The following is an 18,439-nucleotide window of genomic DNA, read 5'->3' on the forward strand; positions in this document are numbered from 1 at the left end:
ATCCTCACGCGGACGGCTCGACGGCAACGGCAATCCGGCGCTTGCCATGCTTGATCTTGACATAGCGCGTGGCCGAGTCAGGCCGAGGCTGCAGGGCCCGGTGGAACAGGACCGCATTTAGAAACACGAACGTTGCTCCTACCGCAGCTGTTCGCAAAGGGTAGTCGACGGTCGAATGCAGCAGGATGAACAGAATACCAAGGAAGGCCGCCTTCTGAAACTGATTGTGTCGAATTCGAAGCACTTGGACCGAAACGAGGACGACATAGGCGATAACGAGCACTATCGCCGGCAGGCCGCCTTCGAAGGCCAATTCCAAGTAGTCATTGTGGGCGTGATTGGCATAGGCTCGTCCGAGCGAAGCCGGGTCTTCGAAGAGCTGATAGGCCCGGCTGAAATTCCCGTAACCCACACCGAACAGCCAATTCTCCCAAATTCCATTCATCGTGCCGTGGGCGAAGTCCCAGCGCGCATCGTCCTCCATCGCGCTGTTTCGTTGCTCGAACTGCGCCCAGGCGCCGAATCCGAAGATCCCCAAAGTCGCGACAAGCAACCCAATGCCGGCCACTGAGAAGCGCGACCGGGCATTGATAAAGACACCCGAGAGGATAATGGCTGCCAGGCCGATCGCCGCACCAGCGCGAGAGCCCGCCGCCAAGAGTACGAGCAAAACCACCAGCATCCCTAGGAGCGACCAGAGCCGCATGCCGCGGAAGGTGCCCACATAGACGAGAAACGGGATCGCCACATAGAGAAGCGACACGAAATGGTTCCGGTTGGCAAAGGTGCCGGCCGTGATCGTGTATGGCAAAACCCCTTCGATGCTGACCCGATCTGTGCCGGCATACTGGATTGCGCCGGCGAGCGCCTGGCAGGCAATTCCGGCAATCAGGAAGGGCAGAAGGGCATGAACCTGCTCGCCCGGAAGCCGGGAGATGGCGAGCATCAGAAAGACGAGTGCGCTCGCATAGGTGAGGTTGTCCACGGTGCGACCCACCCCAAGCGTAATCAGGTCGAAACCTGCTCCCGCTTCTGTTCGGCCTTGCGAAAAGGCTTCGCTGCGAACCAGATCCAACAGACCAGCTGGCAGGGGAATGAGCTGGATGAGGATGGCCGCCAGTATGGAGGCGCAATAGGCGAGCACCTTTCTGTCGATCGGTTCACCCGCCGAGGCGGATAGTATTGGTGCCGCGACAAGAATTGTAAGCGTCTGAAGGAGCGCGTCGGTCCACATTCCGCTCGCTGCGCTTCCCCCCAGAAGGAGCGAGCAGACGAGGATAGAGCCAAGAAGGTATTTGCGCCATTCAGCTCCGATTTTGATCAACGGAAGCCCTCGTAACCGAGACATCGTGGAACACGACCTCGCCCGAATAGCGATAAGACCAGCTTTCGGCGACCAGGCCAGTTGCAAGCCTGATCGACTGTGCGGGGCAATCAGCCACCTCGAAGTCGGATTCGAGCGAGCTTTCGCGGTAGTTGCCTTCTGGCACCGTCAGGCGCACGAGCTCGCGGTTTGGAGCGCCGCAACTCACGATCAGGAATAGTTCCCGCGGCATTTTAAGGTTGAAGGCGGAGGCATTCACCGTGAGCCGGTATCGGCCTTGAGGCAGGACCAACGTCTGCATCAGAACGACCTCGCGGGCGGGTTTGTCGAGGAAGCGCAGGATTGCCCCATTGTAGGGGGGAGGCGCATCTGAGAACCTGATATCGGCTTCCGGTGTGTTGCGATACGTCCAGGCAAAGATCTGTGGCTCTTGGGCCCGAGAAAAGCCCGAATTGTGCACAAACCCCGTCAGGTCTCTTTCCGCCTCGTTCAGTGACATCAAAAACAGTCTGTAGGCATCCGCGTAGTTGCCCTGACGCCAGTATCCATTGATGACGGCTGCCTTCTCGGAAGACGAGGCTGGCACCTGTGCTTGGGAGAGATCGAGCAAGAGCCGGTGGGCGAGGGGACGAAATTCATCGTGTTCTGCCAGATAATTCATCAGCCGCCCACGCCAAGGAAGCCCTTCTCCCGCAAGTTCGAGAAGGGTTGAATAGGCTTCCTCTTCCGTGATGAGGGTGCCGATGACAGGAGCCAACTCATTGAATCGTTCGGGCCATCGCCGGAACAGCGCGTCGGCCGTCCGAACAGCCTTTCCGTAAGAACCTCGTTCTACGGAAATGCGGATCACATTCAGAAGTGCATGAAACTCGGTTCGGGAGATCTTGTGCGCGGTATCGAAAAGCAAATTCGCCTTGACTTCGTCTCCCTTGCGCTTTTCCAGCTCGGCAAGGCTGCTGAAGAAGCGTGCATCGATAGGATCGAGAGCAAGCCCCATTCTGGCCTCACCTTCTACATCTGCGACTTGCTTGTTCCCGTTCAACGCATCGCCAATCAGGGCAACGCGGGCCTCAGTATTGAGGGGAAATATTGAAAGAGCTTGTTCGGGATTGATTGTTTCAAAATGCCGGCTTAAGGCGCCGAGCAACACGGTTGAAAGCAGCGCGCATGCGCATGCCCAGACCGATAGCCGCCGTATCCAGGTCAGGGTTTCGCTTGTCCTCTCCACCGCTTTGACCCTCCAGCTTTGGCGTCTCATTGCCGTAGGCATAGTAGCTATAATTCATGTACTTGTAGGCGTAGTTGTAGTCGAACTTCCCTATGCTGAACTTCGACAGACTAGCGCCCACCACATGAGTTCCCGCGGCCCGTAGCCGCTTCAGCGCGTTCTTGACGGAGTTACGAGATACTTGATTGGAGGAAACAACCAGAAGCGCGGCCTGCGTTAGCCTGCCAAGCAGCGGCGCATCCGACAAGCCGACCACCGGCGGGGCGTCAACGAGAACCAGGTCGAACCGCGTCGACATAGAATTTAGAAGCATTGCCATCCTGGCGGAGGACAAGAGGTCCGCCGGGTTCGGCGGAATCGTACCGGACGACATGATCCAGACATTGCTGCCGGGGGCGGTTTGGCGAAGAATTCTCGGAAGATCTTCCCGGCTTGCGCTGTTCGTCAGGAGGTTGCTCAAACCCAGCGTGTTGTTCGTCTTGAAGAGCCGATGCATGTTCGGCTTGCGCAGATCGGCATCGATTACCAGAACTTTCTGGCCGAGGGCCGCAAAATCCTCCGCAAGCTTGTAAACCGTCGTAGATTTGCCCTCGGAAGGTTCAGCGCTCGTAATCATCAAGGTCTTGGGCATGCCCTCGGCTCCGGAAAACTGCAGCGAGGTTCGAAGTGAGCGGTAGGCTTCCGAAAGGGCGGATTGTGGATCCGCCAGATCGGCCTGCAAACTCTTGTCGTCCACCAGGGGGACGACTCCCATGACAGGGAGGCCAAGGCCCTTCTCGACTTGGTCGGGATTGACGAAGGTGTTGTTGAGGAGTTCCAGCAGATAGATGACCGCCGCGCTGATCATCATTCCAAGTGCCAGTGCAATCGCGAGATTGAGGGTTAGGCGAGGCGAAAAGGGAGAGCGCGGCGTAACGGCGTTATCGACCAGAGTGGCCGTTTGTGTCCGAAGCTCTGAACCGACGCCGGCCTCGTTCAGCTTCGAGATCAGGCTGTCGTATTGAGAACGGTTCGAATCGACCTCTCGCCGCAGGATAGTATACTGGATATTCTTGTCCTGGAAAGCGATCTGCTGCTTCTCGAGTTCTGCAATCTTCTCGCGAAGGTCGTTCTCCCTTGAAACGGCTTCTTCAAAGCGTATCTTCACGCCTTCGGCAATGATCGTGACACCATCATCATACTGCTTCGACAGCTCGTCGATTTGTGCCCGGAGTTGCACCATCTCCGGGAAGCCCGGCTTGAAGGTTGGGAGCTTTTGCTGATACTCGCCCCGCAATTTGGCGATTTCGCCCCTTAGATTCTGCAGACCTTCGCTTGACAACACGTCCTGGAGACTGGCCGCCCGCCCGGCATCGATCTGCTGAACAAGCAGCCCGTAGTTGAGCCGATCCTCGACCGCTTTGGACAGCGACGTATTGATCTGTTCAATGCTGGCGGCAATCAGCGAGCGCTCGCTGCCGGTAACCGTGATTCCCTGCTCCTTTGCGTATTGTACAAGCGCGCGTTCGGATTCCTGCAGGCGCTCCTTCACCTGAAGCACCTGCTCCTGGATGAATTGGCGCGCAAGACCGGACGTCTCGCTGGTGTTGTCGACACGCTGATCGATATAGCTCTGAGCGACTTGGTTTGCGATTTTGCTGGCGTAATCCGGGCTCTGATTTCGAAATGTGATCGAGATGAGGCTGGTATTCGTGACCAGTTCGACAGAAAGCCCATCGAGGACGCGTCCGACGGCGATCCGCTCGCGATCTTCCGGAGGAATATTTTCCAGGCTTGGCGTGCTGCTCAGCCCGAAAGCGCGATTGAAGATATTGGCCACGGAGAAATCGGGCGCAGGAAAAAGGAAATCCGCCCTTTCGCTCAAACCGAGCTCATAGACAACACGCTGGGCAAGCGACCGGCTTCTCAGCCGTTCGCGGGCGGTCAGAAAGGCGCGAACATCGCTCGTCTCCGATATGACCTCGAGATCCTGTATGACGCGCGCAGAAGGGCTCATGACCTCGAGTTGCGCAGTCGCCTGGTATTTCGGCGTCTGCATCAAGGTAATGACGACACCGGACACCAATCCCATTGCCAGCAGAAAGGTGATCAGCCAGCGATACTGGACAACGTAGATCAGAAGATGGAGGGGGTTGAAGCCATTCTCGTGTTCCTGGTCGAACGGTCCGTAGCCTTGCGGATGCCCATAGAAGGAATCGCGCATCGGGTCCATCGGAAGCCCGCCATTGGGGGTCCATCCGGCTGCTGGCATGGGGTTCGTTCGATCGAGCACCCGTGTTCGTTCCCTCTCCTAGCCTATTGACGGGATCTAGAGACCCATTGCGGTGAGCCGACCGACAGATGTCGCAACGCCAAGGGCTTCCTTCAGATTCTGAAACGCCACACGCGAAGAGGATGGGAACACCACCACAACGTCTCCCCCGTACAGATTAGGTGCGTTGCGCCGCCCGCTCTTTATCGCAGACACGTCGTAATTTGCTACAAGTTTCTGGGATCCCGCTTGCCGAAAGACATAGACCTTCTTTTCATCTGCGACGGGACTGAAACCGCCGGCAAGCGCGACCGCGTCAAGCAGCGAGGCGGACGGCGGCAGCGGGAATACGCCGGCACGACGGACCTCCCCATCCACAGTCACCCGATTGGCCGCCGATTCCTTTACGAGAACGGAGACCTGCGGCGACTGCAGGAAGTCGCGGCCATAGGCAATCTTGACGTCGTTTTCAAACGTTCGAACAGACTTGCCTGCTGCCGGAATAACGCCGATCAGGGGCAGCGACACGCGGCCGACACTATCGACCTGAGCGGTGCGTGAGAGGTCGGGAACCTGAAAGACAGAGACTTCCAAAATGTCTCCCGGTGCGATCGGTCTCTCCGTTCCGCCGGCAGTATCTTCGGGGACAGGCAATTCCGAGACGACCCTAAGGTCCCTGTCTCCCGAAGCTGGTGGGGCGGCGGCCGGCTTCGACCCGACGCCCGCGAGGGAGCCTTCAGACGACGACATGCAGCCAGCTGCCAAAAGCAGCAGCAGGAGGGTGGCGAAAGCCAAGGCGCGGTGCGAAAAGCCGTTCACGCTTCGCGCCTCCTCAAAAGACGTCCAACCAGACCGGAAATACCGGAAGCAGCTTCCCGGTCATTGTTAGAAATCTCTTTGTCGGCGCCAACAGCAGTCAACGGGCGATCCATCACGATCATTGCCGGCCTGTCAAAGACCATGCGCCGCGCCTCGTCAGCTCCAAGCCGTTGTTCAACAAGCTGACGCGCCTTAGATAGAATCGGTGGCCGACTCTTTGTGTTGTGGCTGTCTGTGGCCAAAATATCGACTCGTCCCTCATCAAGCATGCGCTCGGCGAAATAGCGTGCTGACTTGCCAAAATTCCCCGTCAACGATGCAGCCGTTACCTGCATAAGACACCCGCGCGCATTAATTCTGGCAATCACGTCGAAATGGGAGTGAATCCAGGATAGGCGTTCAGGATGTGTCAATATCGGACAGAACCCGGCCGCAATAAGGCGAACGACAAGTTCCTCCAGTCGAGGCGGAACAACATGATGTGGTGGTTCAAATAGGAAATAGCGTGAATTGTTAAGAGTGGGAATTTGTTTCTCCGAGATCTTTGTGACCAGATCGGGAGCGGCGTGGACGTCGGCGCCTACAATCAAATTCAGCGCGATATTTTCGTGCTTCAGAGCCTCACTCAGTAACTTGACCGCTGTCGTTATCTTATCATGGCCATTGTCATAGAGGCCCGGCACGATGTGCGGCGTGCAGGCCATCACTTGGATTCCGTCATTGACGGCCAAGCGCGCCATGGAAATGGACTCCGCCAAGCTGGCTGACCCGTCGTCTATTCCCGGCAAGATATGTGAGTGCAGATCGATCATAGCCCTCTCCTAGACAGATGAGGGCAATCATCCAAACATTCGCCACCAATCACAGTTCTGCGGATCGGCGCATATAAGTTCCAGCTACGGACTGACAGGAACATCATCGCGGCGGTCTAATACTACATCGCCGAGAATAGCCCCCGCTGCAAGCGTCCCGAAAATCGCCAGCGGAGCTTTTGAACCTAAAACGCCGGCGGGCTGGACAGAGGCATCCGTCACAGCGACGCAAAGAGCGCCATCAACTGGCTGCAGTGTCATCTCCGTCTGAGCGACGAGACTGAGTGCGCAAGTCCCGATTGAGAGGGAAGCCGAGCTTTGCGGGCCAACCGATAACTGATCACCCATTCGAAGAGGTACCCCAGACGCAGCTCTCTGAGGGCCGCCAGAACCGGTCAGCACCACAGTGCCAGAAACGTCCGTGAGTCGGCCAATTGGACCCGCCGCCGGGAGCGCGGCCCCGGGAACCACGCATTCGCAATTGGCACCTTGAGCCATCGCGCCGGAACCTGCCGAGAGAATCATCGTCCCAAAGAGGGCCACACTTCCGACGACACCAAGGAGGTTGGACTGACGCATGATGTTACCTCATTAGAACGGGGATCAAGGACTAACAGGATTGTCGCTTCCGAGCGACAGGATAATAGCCGCCCCTCCTGCCAGAGCCACGCCACCTAGGATCAGGGGCCCGGCCTGGCCGAAGATCGGGGCGCCGGCGTCGCTGACCGCAACACAGATGTTGCCGTTGACCGGCGACATGGTCATTTCTGTCTTGGCGGTCAACCTTTGAGAGCAGCTGCCGACCACGAAGGCCGCCGAACTCGCTGGACCAACCGTCAGCGTATCGCCAAGCCGAAGCGGCGCGCCTGCAACAGCTCGTCCCGGGCCGGCAGGGCCGGACAGCGTTACATTGTTGCCCGAAATATCCACCACCCGCCCCACAGGAGTTCCAGGGGACGACGCCTGCGGCACGAGACAGGTGCAATCGGCGATCTGAGCCTGGGCAAAGCCACCTGTAAACGCGACAGCAAGCGAAAAGATTGCCGCCAGTCCGCCTCTAAAGCAGTAAGTTACCCCAATCATTAGACGCCTTCTTCTATCCCCAACACCTAATATAAGTTTTACCTCATTCGCAGCTGCAGCACAAGCACGCATCCTGCCTTCGAGGTCCATGTTTGCAGAATCGTTAGCAAATCACACGCGGCCGGAAATCGTTCGTTCTTATTTCCGCGCTTTGCCCGAGAGATTTGGGGAGGGTGGAATGTAAGAATTGGGATTCGGTCCGATTCTTAACAAATCCCTCCCCGGGAGAAGGCCCCCAACTGTGCCTCATAGCGGACCTTCCTTTGCGCTCGGATGCGGAGGAACTTCAATTGTCACTGGCAAGGCGGTGCTGGCGTTCATGCCGATTGTCGTTTCAACCAGGAGTGGGAAGAAGATGAACTCATGGCCTGAGATCCCGCCTTAAATTGACATCCCAACTGAGCGCCTGCTCAGGCCGCTGCGAGGTCCTTTGCGGCAATGGTCGCGGCAACCTCGCCATTCATAATCGATAGCAGCACCCGGGCGCGACCTGGCCCATCAAGGCGATCGAGCCTTCCGATCAGGTTGGCGAAGGGGCCCGACACCACCCGCACGGCATCCCCAACGCGCAGCTTCGAACTGAAATCGAGGATGCCGTCTGCGTTTGTCATGTCTATTAGCTGTTCAACCAGACCGGCTGGGCACGGGGCTGGCCTCTCGCCAATCATAACGATCGACCGGACCCCCATGGTACCGTTCACGCTACGCCACCGGTCTCGTGTAAGATCGAGGCGAACAAACATGTAGCCGGGGAAAAAGGAGCCTCGGCGCACGGTCAGCCGGCGCGCGTGACGAACTGTAAAAAGCTGGCGGGCAACGAACGGTTTGAAGCCCTGCCGAAGCAGATTTGCCTCGGCGATGTCCTCGCGACCTGGCTGATGGCTCACAGCAAACCATTGTGCTCCCGCCCTAATGTTCGAAGGTGTAGGGCTCATGAGGCGCACACCATTCGGCCGCCGGCACTTGGAAGTGTCAGCTTGAACATCAAAGCAGGAATAGGGCGATCATGCCCGCGGGACCTCGCCGACCTCCTCTCAGAATCTTGAAAGACTGGTCGCCATGATTGCTCATGTGCAGCCCCCGCATCGCTCGGGCAGCAACGCCCCAGTTGAATCGACGTGTTGCTTTCTTTGAGCAGTATCGAAAAAGCTAACTTAGTCCGTGATTTAGGTAGGAATTCCAGATGGATGGCACGACCTTTGAGATCGCCCCTCGGACTGACATAGCTTGCCAAGCCATAACGGTTTGATCCGCACGGCTCGCAGCATGGGTCACGCCGGACTAAGGCCTGACCCTCCAAGCTTTGTTGCACGCTCATTGTCATATCGCGTCCCCCGACACGGTCCCTCAAGGAAATTGCACGAATGCATAAGCCTGCGCTTCACCCGTTTGGGGTAGTGCCGATACATTCACTCCGAAATATGAACATCGGGTCGTCCTAAAAAATTAGCTATAGCACTAGATTTAGGCAATACAGCTAAGCTTGAAAATTTAGATTCATTGCGCTCACATGGAACCGTGGAGCGGTTCGAACCATTGGCAGTGAAGCCGTTCCAACGCTATTGGGGAAAAGCGGTGCAAGACCAGGAAAGATTTACCGACAAGATCTACGAAGCGGCGCTAATACCAGAACTGTGGCCGAGCGTTCTGGACGAGCTCGCCAAGCTTGCGGGTGGCATCGGAACGATCCTGTTTGCGAGCACAGGAAACTCGACCCGCTGGATCTCCTCTGAAAGCACTCACCAGGTGATGGAGAAATTCGTCGCCGATGGCTGGATGGATCGAAACACGCGCGCCGCCCGCTTGCTGAACTACGATTTCCAAGGTTTCGTGACCGACCTAGACGTCTATACGCGCGAGGAACTCGAGCAAGACCCCGTCTATCGCGAGGCTTTGCGGCCGGTGGGGCTGGGCTGGGGTGCAGCGACTGCGATACCAGCGCCCAGCGGCGAATTGCTCGTGTTCAGCATCGAGCGCAAGTTTTCAGATGGTCCGGTTGAACGTCACCGATTGGCCGCACTGGACGCCGCACGACCGCACTTGGCGCGAGCCGCGCTCCTGTCGTCTCGCTTGGTGTTTGAGCGTGCGAAACTGATCGTGGAAACGTTGAATATGCTTGGTCTTCCTGCGGCCGTTATCGACAGTTCCCGCAGAGTCATCGCTCATAACGACATGTTCCTAACGATGGCGCCGCAGATTCAGATTAGCGCCAGGAATGTCGTATCCGTAACCGATTTGAAAGCCCGTTCCTTGTTCGAAGAAGCGGTCAAGACATTTTCCCTCCGGACTTCGAGCGGATGTTCGCTGCCGCTTTCGGCCATCGATTCGAGTCCGCCTGCAGTTCTTCACGTTCTTCCTCTGCGCGGTGATGCGCGCGACGTATTTTCAGGCGCGACCGGCCTGCTACTGATCAACCCGATCGACACTCGGGCCGTGCCCTCCGTCAAGCTTCTGCAGGGCCTCTTCGATCTGAGCCCTGGAGAAGCCCGTGTCGCCAAAGCCATACTGGCAGGGGGAGGGGTCAAATCCGCCGCGGGGCAACTCGGAATCTCCGATCAGACAGTTAGAACTCATCTAAAGGCAATCTTCGCAAAGACCGGGCAGAATTCCCAGGCTTCATTATTGGCACTGTTAAGTGGTTCGGCGAAATATGAACCGACGCCGGGCAAAATAAGAGACACTAAGTAATTGAACCGCCCCTGGTGGTTCGAAGGCCGTGGCGTTTGCGTCACGCGGCCATGGCCGGTTCATCTAGCGTGGCGTAGGAGCGTTCGCTGGTTTCCGCCGGGGAGATGTTGCGGACTGGCTCCGGTAGCCGGCGATTGTTCAAGCAGTCCAGGGTGGCGAACTCGACGGCCCGAATGAGCGCCATGGTCCGTGTCGGTGGATCACCGCGGCCTTTCTTCTGGCGAGGGTTGATAGCTTTGGCGAGAGCGTTGTCATTGCTGTCACAGACGTCGCCTACTGAAAGTCTAACCCCGGCCTCTCCCGGGGCGGTCGGCCCCGTTTGACCCATTGTCAATTGCTGTGCGGCACCACCTTTTTCGACGGCACGAAGTGAATAGACCTCGACCCACGTGGCCTGCACCGGTCATTTCCCGACGCACCACGCCACGGTGCGACGAGAGCGAAAATGAACTTGAGGTCTGTTCCTGACCCGCCTGACGTCCAGACCGAAGGAGAACAACATGTCGGGCACCAAAATCCTCTGGGGCCAGATCATCGTGGTCGGCCTGATCGTGCTGTCCGCGATTTGGGCCGCCACGCAATGGACAGCTTGGCGGCTCGGTTTCCAGGCCCAGCTTGGCACGCCCTGGTTCGATCTCGCCGGCTGGCCAGTCTATCATCCGCCAGCGTTCTTCCTGTGGTGGTTTTCCTACGACGCCTATGCGCGTTCGATTTTCCACGAGGGCGCTGTCGTTGCCGCATCGGGCGGCTTCGTCAGCATCGCTGTCGCGATCCTGATGTCGGTGCTGCGGGCACGCGAGACCGATGACGTTGAGACCTACGGCTCGGCCCGCTGGGCGACCCCGCTCGAGATAAGGCAGGTCGGCCTTCTCGGACCGGACGGCGTGGTGCTCGGCCGATATGGGCCCGACTATCTCCGGCACAACGGTCCCGAGCATGTGCTGTGCTTCGCGCCGACCAGAAGCGGCAAAGGCGTCGGTCTCGTCATCCCGTCGCTGTTGACCTGGCCCGGTTCGGCGATCGTCCACGACATCAAGGGCGAGAACTGGCAACTCACCGCCGGCCTACGCGCGCGGCACGGCCGCGTTCTGTTGTTCGATCCCACCAATGCCGGCTCCTCGGCCTACAATCCGTTGTTTGAGGTCAGGCGTGGAGAATGGGAGGTGAGAGACGTCCAGAATATCGCCGACATCCTCGTCGACCCGGAAGGGAGCCTGGAACGCCGCAACCACTGGGAAAAGACCTCGCACGCTCTGCTGGTCGGCGTCATTCTCCACGTCCTCTATGCTGAGCGCGATAAGACGCTCGCCGGCGTCGCCAACTTCCTGTCTGATCCAGCCCGCTCGATCGAGGCCACGCTTGCCGCGATGATGAAGACAAAGCATCTGGGCGAGGCGGGGCCGCATCCTGTCGTCGCCTCGGCGGCCCGCGAGCTGATCAACAAATCGGATAATGAGCGATCGGGCGTATTGTCGACCGCCATGAGCTTTTTGGGGCTCTATCGCGACCCCGTCGTGGCGAAGGTGACGTCTCGCTGCGACTGGCGAATTGCCGACATCGTTGGTGGCGAACGACCTGCAACGCTTTATCTCGTCGTACCGCCCTCGGACATAAACCGCACCAAGCCGCTGGTCCGGCTCCTGCTCAACCAGATCGGCCGGCGCCTGACAGAGGATCTTGATGCCAAGACCGAACGGCATCGGCTGCTCTTGATGCTCGACGAGTTTCCGGCGCTCGGCCGCCTCGATTTCTTCGAGTCGGCTCTCGCCTTCATGGCAGGCTACGGGCTGAAGAGCTTTCTCATCGCCCAGAGCCTCAACCAGATCGAAAAGGCCTACGGTCCGAACAACTCGATCCTCGACAACTGCCATGTCCGGGTCTCGTTCGCGACGAACGACGAACGTACCGCAAAGAGGATATCCGATGCGCTCGGCACCGCGACAGAGATGAGGGCAATGAAGAACTACGCCGGGCACAGGCTCGCGCCATGGCTCGGGCATTTGATGATCTCGCGCCAGGAGACAGCGCGACCGCTGCTCACGCCCGGCGAGGTGATGCAGCTGCCGCCAAGCGACGAGATCGTCATGGCAGCCGGCATCCCTCCTATCCGGGCGCGCAAGGCGCGCTACTACGAGGATGCCCGCCTTACTGAACGTATTCTGACGCCTCCAACCATCCAACCTGGGCATAGCGTCGAGGCCGATGACTGGAGCGTTCTCGCGCCGCCACCGCGCCCCGACCTCGTCGCGGGAGACCTTCCATCAACGCTCGCGGCTGATAACGAGGACCTAACGGAGTCGGAGTGGCGCCGGCAGCCTGAACTCAGCAGCAAGATCGCCGCTCAGTCACCCCCGGTCGGCGAGGACGAGTTCGATCCGGAGCGTGACGCCAACGACGAAGCGGCGGTGTTCGCCCGTACTCTCAACCGCGCCATGCAGAAGGTGGCGCGCCAGGCCGACCTCGATCCTAGCGACGGCATGCTGTGAGGCGCGCCATGTCCAGGATCGGCAAGAAGCAGCGCCTCTCAATCTATCTGGATCCACCGGTGATGAAGGCCCTGGTCGAGCACGCCGCACGGCGCAATCTCTCGCGCTCGCTCGTGGCCGAGGCTGCGATTGCCTCCTTCCTGTCGCCCGATGCCGCCGAGCGGGAGGAAGCGGCCATGACCAGGCGGCTCGATCAGATCGACCGGCGCCTCAACCGCCTCGAACGCGATCTCGGCATCTCCGTCGAGACCCTCGCCGTCTTCGTGCGGTTCTGGCTGACGACAACGCCGCAACTCCCCGAGCCCGCGCAGGCCGCCGCCCGGGCACAGTTCGGCAAGCGCTACGATGCTTTCGTGGCTGCGCTCGGGCGGCGGCTCGCGCAGGGTCCAAAACTGCGCAGCGAAATCCCCGAAGACGTTTTTTCCACCTCCGATTAGGCTTCGGACGGCACGGGATGGGCTGGCGCCGCCAGGGCGCTTCCGCCGTTCCCCGGTAATACTGCGCCAGACTACGACGACCCCTTGAGGCTCGTTGCCGCCGGCCCATTCCTGCCTTTTCTACTCATCCCCGATCCAGGGCCGCGCATCGTGCGCGCCCGCAGCGGAGCGGGGACGACGTGGCAGTTTCGTTCAGACCATCGGTGGCGGTCGAACGCGGAACGCGCATGCTGCGCACCGCTCTGGGTCCCGCCGTCGTCCGCTTCCTGGACGACCCCGCGATCGTCGAGGTGATGCTCAACCCCGACGGGCGGCTCTGGATCGACCGACTGGCCGAAGGTCTCGCCGATACGGGCGAACGGCTCGCTCCGGCCGATGGCGAGCGCATCATTCGCCTCGTCGCGCACCATGTCGGCGCCGAGGTCCATGCCGGCGCGCCGCGCGTCTCGGCCGAGCTGCCCGCAACAGGGGAGCGCTTCGAGGGTCTATTGCCGCCCGTCGTGGCCGCCCCGGCCTTCGCGATCCGCAAGCCGGCGGTCGCGGTGTTCACGCTTGCGGACTACGTGGCCGCCGGCATCATGTCCGCCGCCCAGGCCGACGTGCTGCGCCAAGCCGTCGCGGAGCGGCAGAATATCCTCGTCGCCGGCGGCACCTCGACTGGAAAGACGACGCTGACCAATGCGCTTCTGGCTGAGGTCGCCAGGACCGGCGATCGCGTCGTGCTGATCGAGGATACGCGGGAGCTGCAGTGCCCCGCGCCCAATCTCGTGGCGCTGCGGACCAAGGACGGCATCGTCTCCCTCTCCGACCTCGTGCGCTCTTCTTTGCGGCTCAGGCCCGACCGGATACCGATCGGCGAGGTCCGCGGCGCCGAGGCGCTCGACCTGCTCAAGGCATGGTCGACCGGCCATCCCGGCGGCATCGGCACCATCCATGCGGGCACGGCCATCGGCGCACTGCGCCGCCTCGAACAGCTCATCCAGGAAGCCGTGGTCACCGTGCCGCGCGCGCTGATCGCCGAGACCATAGACGTCATTGCCGTGCTCACCGGCCGCGGGTCTGCGCGCCGCCTCTCCGAGCTCGCCCTTGTCACCGGGATCGGCCCGACCGGCGACTACGACCTCTTCCGCGCCATCCCGACCCCCGAACCCACCGGAGCCTCGCAATGACATCGATGACCCTTCGCGCCCGAGCACGCTTTGCGGCAACCGTGCTCGCCACCTCGTTCAGCCTCGCCATGACCCAGACCGTCTATGCCGCCGGTTCTTCTATGCCTTGGGAGGAGCCGCTGCAGCAGATCCTCGAATCCATCGAAGGCCCGGTCGCCAAGATCATCGCGGTGATCATCATCATCGTCACTGGCCTCACGCTTGCTTTTGGCGACACCTCGGGCGGCTTCCGGCGCCTGGTGCAGATCGTTTTCGGTCTGTCGATCGCCTTCGCAGCGTCGAGCTTCTTCCTCTCCTTCTTCAGCTTCGGCGGCGGAGCCATGATCTGATGGAAGACGTCCCCGGATTCACCGCTCCCGTCCATCGCGCGCTGACCGAGCCGATCCTGCTCGGTGGTGCGCCGCGCTCAGTCGCGATCCTCAACGGAACCCTCGCGGCAGCGCTCGGCCTTGGCCTGCGCCTTTGGCTGGTTGGCGTCCTGCTTTGGGCCATCGGGCACCTCGCCGCCGTCTGGGCGGCACGGCGCGATCCGCTCTTCGTCGAGGTCGTGCGCCGGCATCTGCGAATCCCCGCTCATCTCGGCCTGTGAGGTGGAACGATGATGAACCTTGCCGAATACCGCCGCACCGGAGCCCGGCTCGCCGACTATCTCCCCTGGGCCGCGCTCGTCGGCGAAGGCGTCGTCCTCAACAAGGATGGCAGCTTCCAGCGCTCGGCCAGGTTCCGCGGCCCCGATCTCGACAGTTCCGTGCCAGCCGAACTCGTCGGCGTCGCCGGACGCCTCAACAACGCCTTCCGTCGCCTCGGCTCGGGCTGGAGCATCTTCGTCGAGGCGCAGCGCCACGAGGCTGCGACCTATCCGACAAACACGTTCCCCGATGCCGCCTCCGCGCTGGTCGATGCCGAGCGCAAGGCCGATTTCGAGGAAGCCGGTACTCATTTCGAGTCGAGCTATTTCCTGACCATCGTCTATCTGCCGCCGGCCGAGGATTCGACTCGCGCCGAGTCCTGGCTCTACGAGGGCCGCGAGCAGACCGGGGTGAACCCCTGGGAGATCGTGCGCGGCTTCGTCGACCGGACCGATCGGGTGCTGGCGCTGCTCGACGGCTTCATGCCCGAATGCCGCTGGCTCGATGACGCCGAGACGCTGACCTACCTGCACTCGACCATCTCGACCAAGCGCCACCGCGTCCGCGTCCCAGAAACCCCGATGTATCTCGACGCCCTGCTGGCCGACCAGCCTCTGGCTGGCGGGCTGGAACCGCGCCTGGGCGACACGCACCTGCGCATCCTCACCATTGTCGGCTTTCCGGCGACGACCACGCCCGGCATCCTCGATGAGCTTAACCGCCTGGCCTTCCCGTACAGGTGGAGCACACGCGCCATCCTGCTCGACAAGACCGACGCCACGCGGCTGGTGACGAAGATCCGCCGCCAGTGGTTCGCCAAGCGCAAGTCCATCGCGGCGATCGTCAAGGAGGTCTTGACCAACGAGGCGTCCGTCCTGGTCGACACCGACGCGGCTAACAAGGCGGCCGACGCGGACTTCGCCCTCCAGGAGCTTGGCGCCGACTATGCCGCCGAAGCCTTTGCGACTGCGACGATCACAGTCTGGGACGCGGACGCGCGCATCGCCGACGAGAAGGTGAGGCTGGCCGAGAAGGTCATCCAGGGCCGCGACTTCACCGGCATGATCGAGACGATCAACGCCGTCGACGCCTGGCTCGGCACGCTGCCCGGCCATCTCTACGCCAATGTGCGCCAGCCGCCAATCAGCACGCTCAATCTCGCCCACATGATCCCGCTCTCGGCGGTGTGGGCGGGGCCGGAACGGGACGAGCACTTCCAAGCGCCCCCGCTGCTCTATGGCAGAACGGAAGGCTCGACCCCGTTCCGGTTGTCTCTCCATGTCGGCGACGTCGGCCACACCCTCGTCGTCGGCCCGACCGGTGCCGGCAAGTCGGTGCTGTTGGCGCTGATGGCGCTCCAGTTCCGGCGCTATGAGTGCGCGCAGGTCTTTGCCTTCGACTTCGGCGGCTCGATCCGCGCCGCCTCGCTCGCCATGGGCGGCGACTGGCACGATCTCGGCGGCGAACTCACCCAGAGCACCGAGGCCTCCGTCTCGCTTCAGCCGCTCGCCGGGATCACGCATACGCCGGAGCGCGCCTGGGCGGCCGATTGGATCGTCGCGATCCTGACCCGCGAGGGCGTCACAGTTACGCCGGAGGTCAAGGAGCATATCTGGACCGCGCTCACCTCGCTCGCCTCAGCGCCGGTGGGGGAGCGGACCATCACCGGGCTGACGGTGCTCCTCCAGTCCAATGATCTCAAGCGCGCGCTTCAACCCTATTGCTTCGGTGGACCCTATGGCCGGCTGCTCGACGCCGAGGCTGAAAGCCTCGGCCAAACCACGGTGCTGGCCTTCGAGACCGAAGGCCTGCTCGGCACCGGGGCGGCGCCGGCGGCTCTCTCCTACCTCTTCCACAGGATCGCCGGCCGGCTGGACGGAAGGCCGACTCTCGTCATCGTGGACGAGGGCTGGCTGGCGCTCAGCGATCCGGGGTTTTCCAAACAGCTCGCCGAATGGCTGGTCACGCTGCGCAAGAAGAACGCCAGCGTCGTCTTCGCCACCCAGTCGTTGGCCCAACTCGAGAAGAGCACGATCGCGGCCGAGATCATCGATTCCTGCCACACCCGTATCCTGCTGCCGAATGACCGCGCGATCGAGCCGCAGATCACCGCGATCTATCACCGCTTCGGGTTGAACGACAGGCAGATCGAGATCATCGCACGGGCCATGCCGAAGCGGGACTATTATGCCCAGTCCCGCCGTGGCAACCGTCTGTTCGAACTCGGCCTCGGCAAAGTGGCGCTGGCGCTGTGCGCCGCCTCCGCCAAGTCCGACCATGCCCGGATCGAAGCGGTGCTCGCCGAACATGGGCGCGAGGGTTTCCTCGCCGCCTGGCTGCGCGCCAACGACCTCGATTGGGCAGCCGACCTCATCCCCGACCTCACCAACCTCGACGCGCTGACGCCGGCGCTCGAACACCTCATAGAGGAGATTTTCGTATGACCCCTCGTCGCTCGTTCCTTCGCGCCGCCCTGCTCGCTGCCACCATTCTGTCGGTACCGGTGGCGCTCTTTCCCGTCGCCATTACTCCTGCCTATGCGCTGTTCGGCTTGGGACGCATCGTCTTCGATCCGTCCAACTATGCCGAGAACGTTCTGCAGGCGGCGCGGGCACTCGAGCAGATCAACAATCAGATCCAGAGCCTCCAGAACGAGGCCCAGATGCTGATCAACCAGGCGCGCAATCTCGCAAGCCTGCCCTATTCCTCGCTGCAACGAATCCAGCAGTCGGTCGAGCGGACCCAACAGCTCCTCGGGGAGGCGCAGCGGATCGCCTTCGACGTGCAGGAGATCGACCGGATCTTCTCCGACCAATACTCCAACATGGACCTCACCGTCTCTGACCAAAAGCTTGTCGAGCTGGCGCGAGAGCGATGGGGTAACACCGTCGGCGCCTTGAAGGACGCCATGCGCGTCCAGGCGGGCGTGGTCGGCAACATCGAGACACAGCGTGTAGAGCTCTCCAATCTGGTTGGCGAAAGTCAGGGCGCGACCGGCGCACTCCAGGCGACCCAGGCCGGCAACCAGATCCTTGCCCTCCAGGCACAGCAACTCACGGACCTGACGGCACTGCTCGCCGCCAATGGTCGGGCCGACGCTTTGTCGTCCGCCGAGCAGGCCGCAGCGGCCGAACAGGGCCGCGAGCAGCGCCGCCGCTTTCTCGAACCGGGTGCCGGCTACCGGCCCGGAAACGCCCAGATGTTCCGGGGCGGAAACTGAGCTCAAACGGAGGGGGCGATCATGGACGGCAAAATGCTTGCGCGCCTCGCGGCCGTCGTCGCCATCGCCGTGGCCGTCACGGCCGCGGCGACCCATCTCGCGCGCGACGGGAAACCGACCGGACCGCAATCATCTCCACCCACCGCCATCGATACTCCGCGCCCCGATCCCCTGCGAGAGACGCTCGGGCGTTGTCGGGAGATGGGCGAGGCCGCAACGCGCAACCCCGAATGCCTCGCCGCATGGGACGAGAACCGCCGCCACTTCCTTTCGCCGACACCAGGGAACTAGTC

16 protein-coding genes and 1 pseudogene are annotated in these 18,439 nt (G+C 61.2%); 9 read left to right on the plus strand and 8 right to left on the minus strand.

Annotation, left to right across the window (positions count from 1 at the left end; translation table 11 throughout):
- Nucleotides 1-4: 4 nt before the first annotated feature.
- The 7 genes from B9Z03_RS11855 to nusG form a co-directional block, all read right to left on the minus strand.
- Nucleotides 5-1,324, minus strand: coding sequence for an O-antigen ligase family protein (locus B9Z03_RS11855; protein ID WP_176247500.1), 1,320 nt, complete (start codon nt 1,322-1,324; stop codon nt 5-7).
- The gene (locus tag B9Z03_RS11860; RefSeq protein ID WP_139832239.1) at nt 1,305-2,474 is read right to left on the minus strand and encodes a tetratricopeptide repeat protein; all 1,170 of its coding nucleotides are present in this window, start codon (nt 2,472-2,474) and stop codon (nt 1,305-1,307) included. The genes B9Z03_RS11855 and B9Z03_RS11860 overlap by 20 nt, the downstream gene beginning before the upstream one ends.
- Entirely contained in the window at nt 2,443-4,764 is a 2,322-nt protein-coding gene (locus B9Z03_RS11865; protein WP_244561724.1) for a GumC family protein, read from the minus strand. Before B9Z03_RS11865 ends, B9Z03_RS11860 begins: the two co-directional genes overlap by 32 nt.
- 96 nt (nt 4,765-4,860) lie before the next feature.
- Nucleotides 4,861-5,622: a polysaccharide biosynthesis/export family protein gene (locus B9Z03_RS11870; RefSeq protein WP_244561725.1), complete on the minus strand. Its 762-nt coding sequence runs from the start codon at nt 5,620-5,622 to the stop codon at nt 4,861-4,863.
- Entirely contained in the window at nt 5,619-6,434 is an 816-nt protein-coding gene (locus tag B9Z03_RS11875; protein ID WP_085464389.1) for a tyrosine-protein phosphatase, read from the minus strand. Before B9Z03_RS11875 ends, B9Z03_RS11870 begins: the two co-directional genes overlap by 4 nt.
- A gap of 603 nt (nt 6,435-7,037) precedes the next feature.
- Complete coding sequence (locus B9Z03_RS29390) at nt 7,038-7,517, minus strand: FecR family protein (RefSeq protein ID WP_139832240.1); 480 nt, start codon at nt 7,515-7,517, stop codon at nt 7,038-7,040.
- A 410-nt stretch (nt 7,518-7,927) separates the two neighbouring features.
- Complete coding sequence (gene nusG / locus B9Z03_RS11880; protein WP_176247501.1) at nt 7,928-8,404, minus strand: transcription termination/antitermination protein NusG; 477 nt, start codon at nt 8,402-8,404, stop codon at nt 7,928-7,930.
- A 655-nt stretch (nt 8,405-9,059) separates the two neighbouring features.
- On the opposite strand from nusG, the gene B9Z03_RS11885 reads away from it, so the two are divergent.
- A complete protein-coding gene (locus B9Z03_RS11885; RefSeq protein ID WP_244561903.1) occupies nt 9,060-10,205 on the plus strand; it encodes a helix-turn-helix transcriptional regulator in 1,146 nt (381 codons plus the stop codon).
- A 40-nt stretch (nt 10,206-10,245) separates the two neighbouring features.
- Here B9Z03_RS11885 and B9Z03_RS29395 read toward each other — a convergent pair.
- Nucleotides 10,246-10,503, minus strand: a pseudogene (locus B9Z03_RS29395) (IS3 family transposase); the annotation flags it as partial.
- A gap of 202 nt (nt 10,504-10,705) precedes the next feature.
- Here B9Z03_RS29395 and B9Z03_RS11890 point away from each other — a divergent pair.
- The 8 genes from B9Z03_RS11890 (at nt 10,706) to trbK-alt (ending at nt 18,437) form a co-directional block, all read left to right on the plus strand.
- Nucleotides 10,706-12,691, plus strand: coding sequence for a conjugal transfer protein TraG (locus B9Z03_RS11890; protein ID WP_085464392.1), 1,986 nt, complete (start codon nt 10,706-10,708; stop codon nt 12,689-12,691).
- Nucleotides 12,692-12,699: 8 nt separating this feature from the next.
- A complete protein-coding gene (locus B9Z03_RS11895) occupies nt 12,700-13,128 on the plus strand; it encodes a ribbon-helix-helix protein, CopG family (protein ID WP_085464393.1) in 429 nt (142 codons plus the stop codon).
- A 227-nt stretch (nt 13,129-13,355) separates the two neighbouring features.
- Nucleotides 13,356-14,297, plus strand: coding sequence for a P-type conjugative transfer ATPase TrbB (trbB, locus tag B9Z03_RS11900; protein WP_432416995.1), 942 nt, complete (start codon nt 13,356-13,358; stop codon nt 14,295-14,297).
- Entirely contained in the window at nt 14,294-14,626 is a 333-nt protein-coding gene (locus B9Z03_RS11905) for a TrbC/VirB2 family type IV secretion system protein (protein ID WP_085464395.1), read from the plus strand. The genes trbB and B9Z03_RS11905 overlap by 4 nt, the downstream gene beginning before the upstream one ends.
- Nucleotides 14,626-14,886 carry a VirB3 family type IV secretion system protein gene (locus B9Z03_RS11910; protein WP_085464396.1) on the plus strand — a complete coding sequence of 87 codons (261 nt, stop codon included), beginning with the start codon at nt 14,626-14,628 and terminating at the stop codon, nt 14,884-14,886. The genes B9Z03_RS11905 and B9Z03_RS11910 overlap by 1 nt, the downstream gene beginning before the upstream one ends.
- A gap of 9 nt (nt 14,887-14,895) precedes the next feature.
- A complete protein-coding gene (gene trbE, locus B9Z03_RS11915) occupies nt 14,896-17,370 on the plus strand; it encodes a conjugal transfer protein TrbE (protein WP_085464397.1) in 2,475 nt (824 codons plus the stop codon).
- Nucleotides 17,367-18,146 carry a P-type conjugative transfer protein TrbJ gene (trbJ, locus tag B9Z03_RS11920; protein WP_085464398.1) on the plus strand — a complete coding sequence of 260 codons (780 nt, stop codon included), beginning with the start codon at nt 17,367-17,369 and terminating at the stop codon, nt 18,144-18,146. The genes trbE and trbJ overlap by 4 nt, the downstream gene beginning before the upstream one ends.
- A gap of 21 nt (nt 18,147-18,167) precedes the next feature.
- Complete coding sequence (gene trbK-alt / locus B9Z03_RS11925) at nt 18,168-18,437, plus strand: putative entry exclusion protein TrbK-alt (RefSeq protein ID WP_085464399.1); 270 nt, start codon at nt 18,168-18,170, stop codon at nt 18,435-18,437.
- The last annotated feature ends 2 nt before the right edge of the window (nt 18,438-18,439 follow it).

The sequence above is a fragment of the Mesorhizobium australicum genome, from assembly GCF_900177325.1.
In the GTDB taxonomy this organism is placed as follows: Bacteria; Pseudomonadota; Alphaproteobacteria; order Rhizobiales; family Rhizobiaceae; genus Mesorhizobium_A; species Mesorhizobium_A australicum_A.

Excerpts from the sequence above, each read along its gene's own strand:
- B9Z03_RS11865 (WP_244561724.1), bottom strand. The coding sequence starts at position 4,764 with ATGGACCCGATGCGCGATTCCTTCTATGGGCATCCGCAAGGCTACGGA.
- B9Z03_RS11875 (WP_085464389.1), bottom strand. The coding sequence starts at position 6,434 with ATGATCGATCTGCACTCACATATCTTGCCGGGAATAGACGACGGGTCA.
- B9Z03_RS29390 (WP_139832240.1), bottom strand. The coding sequence starts at position 7,517 with ATGATTGGGGTAACTTACTGCTTTAGAGGCGGACTGGCGGCAATCTTT.
- B9Z03_RS11890 (WP_085464392.1), top strand. The coding sequence starts at position 10,706 with ATGTCGGGCACCAAAATCCTCTGGGGCCAGATCATCGTGGTCGGCCTG.
- B9Z03_RS11895 (WP_085464393.1), top strand. The coding sequence starts at position 12,700 with ATGTCCAGGATCGGCAAGAAGCAGCGCCTCTCAATCTATCTGGATCCA.
- trbB (WP_432416995.1), top strand. The coding sequence starts at position 13,356 with ATGCTGCGCACCGCTCTGGGTCCCGCCGTCGTCCGCTTCCTGGACGAC.
- B9Z03_RS11905 (WP_085464395.1), top strand. The coding sequence starts at position 14,294 with ATGACATCGATGACCCTTCGCGCCCGAGCACGCTTTGCGGCAACCGTG.
- B9Z03_RS11910 (WP_085464396.1), top strand. The coding sequence starts at position 14,626 with ATGGAAGACGTCCCCGGATTCACCGCTCCCGTCCATCGCGCGCTGACC.
- trbE (WP_085464397.1), top strand. The coding sequence starts at position 14,896 with ATGATGAACCTTGCCGAATACCGCCGCACCGGAGCCCGGCTCGCCGAC.
- trbJ (WP_085464398.1), top strand. The coding sequence starts at position 17,367 with ATGACCCCTCGTCGCTCGTTCCTTCGCGCCGCCCTGCTCGCTGCCACC.
- trbK-alt (WP_085464399.1), top strand. The coding sequence starts at position 18,168 with ATGGACGGCAAAATGCTTGCGCGCCTCGCGGCCGTCGTCGCCATCGCC.